Source organism: Cyclonatronum sp., from assembly GCF_022565315.1.
GTDB lineage: Bacteria > Bacteroidota > Rhodothermia > Balneolales > Cyclonatronaceae > Cyclonatronum.
In genome coordinates, this window is record NZ_JAIUMX010000190.1 from 1 (window position 1) to 3333 (window position 3333).

General features: G+C 56.4%; 1 protein-coding gene. It reads right to left on the bottom strand.

Going from position 1 to position 3333, the window contains the following annotated elements:
• Nucleotides 1-1093: 1093 nt before the first annotated feature.
• On the bottom strand, nt 1094-3333 hold a 2240-nt coding region (locus LAT75_RS15430), incomplete at its 5' end, for a T9SS type A sorting domain-containing protein (RefSeq protein ID WP_291483715.1).

The window sequence follows — 3333 nt, forward strand, 5'->3', positions numbered from 1 at the left end:
AGGCCTGCTCAGACTGAAAAAACAAATTAGCACGTTTATTATCCCTGAACGACCCGACAGGAGCTACCCAAGAAGGACTAAACAGGGCAGGTACCGAAAATATAAATAAAGTTAGTGCCATTACTCTTGAGAGGGGAATTGCACGCATCGGGGCGTGGATGGCACGCGGATTTTGCGGATTGGGCCGGATTTGCGCGGATGTTTGATTCCCACCCGCTGGCTAAGAAAAGCCTCTGAACTCCGAAATGCCCACAAAACAGCAAACACGCCAACCCGCACCGAGACCTGTGCCTGTGAGCACTGAATTGCCCAAAATGCGGCAAACTCAGCGACCCGCAGCCAATCCAGCGCTTATGAGCACCAAAATGCCCAAAATGCGGGAGAATCCCCTCTTGAGAGGGGTGCCCCCGGCACAATGGTGGCCGAAGGCGCTGAAATTGGAACACCTGCAAAGTGTGTAATGGGGAAAAACCAACCGGGGCGGGGTGTGACCTTCGGAGCCCCACACAAGCCCGGTGCAGTAAAATCAACTTCGTGAGCATAGCTCCGTGTCAGCCGGGGTGAGATCCGGCACCGGGGCGGTCACAGCCCGCCCGTTCGCTACGCTCACCGGGGCACCCCTCTCAAGAGGGGAATTGCACGCATCGGGGCAATAAAAAAATGTTGGTGATCAGGTAGCTAAACCCTCCAGGATTTTTGAAACCTTGGAGGTTTGTCCTTTCCACGCCCCCAAAACCAGCTCCCGAGTCACCCCTCTCCCGCAACTGAAAGCGGCCCAAAAACCCCGTAACCTTCTGCGGGAGAGGGGACGGGGGTGAGGGACGCACAGAAGCCGGGCCAGCTACCGGGCATATTCCGGCTTCGGAGATCTCTCACATGATGCTTCGACTGGCAACCGGTGCGATCAGCCGCCGTGCCTTCGGATGGTTCCTACAAAACGAGAAGCGTTCGAGATGACATAGAGGGATAGGGGTAGATTGGCGGTGAAGGCCGCTCTATGACCGGTGCCACATTCCTCGCCAAAAAAAAGCCGGGGCGCTTGGTGCGCCCCGGCTTTCGGTGGTTGCTGCAAATGGTTTACAAAATGAGCTGTTTATTTAAGCAGCATCATTTTTTGGGTTTGTACGAAGCTGCCGGCTTGCAGGCGGTACAGGTACATGCCTGAAGCGAGGCGGCTTGCATCAAAGCTCACGGTATGATGGCCTGCATTCTGCTGACCGCTCATCAGTACCGCGACCCGCTGACCCTGAAGGTTAAACACTTCCAGCCTCACTTCAGCAGCTTCGGGAAGCGCGAAGGTGATGTTGGTGGTCGGGTTGAACGGGTTCGGGTAGTTCTGGTTCAGTACGAACTCGGTCGGCATATCCAGCTCGGGTTCGGTGCTTGTTCCGGTGTTGTCGTTGTTGAAGAACACGGTTTCGAGCTCCATGTCTTCACCGGTCATAACCATCACGCGGTTGCCGCCATCGCCATCCCCTACAACACCTTCCCAGCCGCCGTTTGGCAGCTCGCGGCCGTCGCCGGCAAGGATGAAGTACTTGTACTGATGCTCAGCACTGGGCATGCCCTCAACAGCGTGCGCAAGCATGAAAACGCCGCCGTCTTCGTGGCTCATAAGCGTCCCTTCGTGTGCTTCCCAGTTGTTGAAGCTGCCGCGCAGGTGAACTTCATCACCAAGCTCCGGACGGAAAATGCCGTCGGCTTCCTGCACGCTCATATCCACGCGGAAGGTGATTTCGTTGGCTGCAGGTTCTATGGTAATGTTCACCGGCATAACAGCTGCACCGGCAGCGGAGCTGTTATCAACTACAACTTCGGCAGAAAGGCTGCTGCCCGGCATGAAGTCGGCAACTGCTGCAGTTGCTGAAATTTCAGAGCTGAGTCCCGGAGGTACAATACCGCTTGACGGGTGGAAGCTGAAGATCTCCTCTCCGGATTCGCCGCCTTCAAGCAGGGCGCTCAGGCTGAATTCCAGCACGGTATCACCCGTATTCGTCAGCGTGAAGCTGAAAGCTCCGTCCTGACCCTGCATCACGCTGAGTTCAACGCTGTCCGGATCGATCACCAGTACTGGCACTACATCGCCGGTAACGGTCATGGTAGCCGTTACAACGGCTTCAGCCTGCTGCGGATCGTTGCTGATGAAAGCCAGCTCACGAACATATTCGCCTTCATCGTAACCGGTTGCATCGAAGGTGAAGAACACCTCGAGGCTTTCACCGGCTTCTACGATACCCGCTGCCGGGCTGATTTCCGTGATAAACGGTTCGCGGTCAGAAATACCGATGAACTCAACCGAGCCGCTCCAGCTGCTTGAGCCGCCGGGGGTCCAGCCGTGACCGATCCACAGGTACAGGCCTTCGGTATCAATCGGGCTGGGGATGGTAATCGGTGTGTTTACAGCGGTTCCGGGGGCTCCATTTGCGCCGCCGATCCAGGGCACTCGCTCCGGTCCGTAATTGGTGAGGCCGCCAACCTGAAGCACGATTACTTCGCTGCTGAGTTCCTCACTCGTTGTAAACAGGAATGCGAGATCGTTTGCCCAGGTGCTGCCGGTCGAGCTGTCGATCACGAAATCCGGATTCACAGCCGTGAGCTCACCCTGAAGCCCTTCCTGAATGAGCGTAAACTGTCCGCCGCTTGCGGTGAAGTTTTCAAATTCTACCGTGAAAGAGGCTTCGCTGCTGATTCCGGCAGACTGCCCCTGCTGTGCACGGCCTTGCGCGGCTTCGTAGCTGCGAATCAGGGCAGCGTCAGCTTCATCAGCCAGCTCACCCGTTTCGAGGTAGCGGCGGAGGGCTGCGCGGTCACGCACTTCATCAAGATCAGCCTGTGTAAGCGGCTGGGCAAGACTCTTCGTGAGGATGGTTCCGTAACCGGTTTCGCCGTTCAAAATGCGCGCTGCTGCAAAGGCCGGGAAAGCAAATTCCAGCGGACCGTCGCCTGCATTTTCCACAAAAATGCTCTGCTGCGTACTTTCACCGGAAGCAAGCGCTGCAGCTACTTCCGCGGGGTTGAGCACGAGTTCGGGCACTTCCGTACCGGCACCGGTAAGGGTGATGACGAGATCGCCCTCAGTATCATTGCTCGGAATGGTGATCGTAGCATCATAATCACGTACTTCGGTTGGGGTGAAGGTAACATCAAAACCCGCAACCTGACCGGGTGCAAGAATAAACCCGCCCGAATTGCTGCTTACAAATGCCTCATCGGTGATGCTGATTTCACCCACATTTGCCAGTGCCGTACCCGTGTTGGTAAGGGTGAAGGAAAGCGTGCGGGAATCATTCCGGAAGAGATTTCCGAAAGCAAGCTCCTCAGCCGAAACTTCCA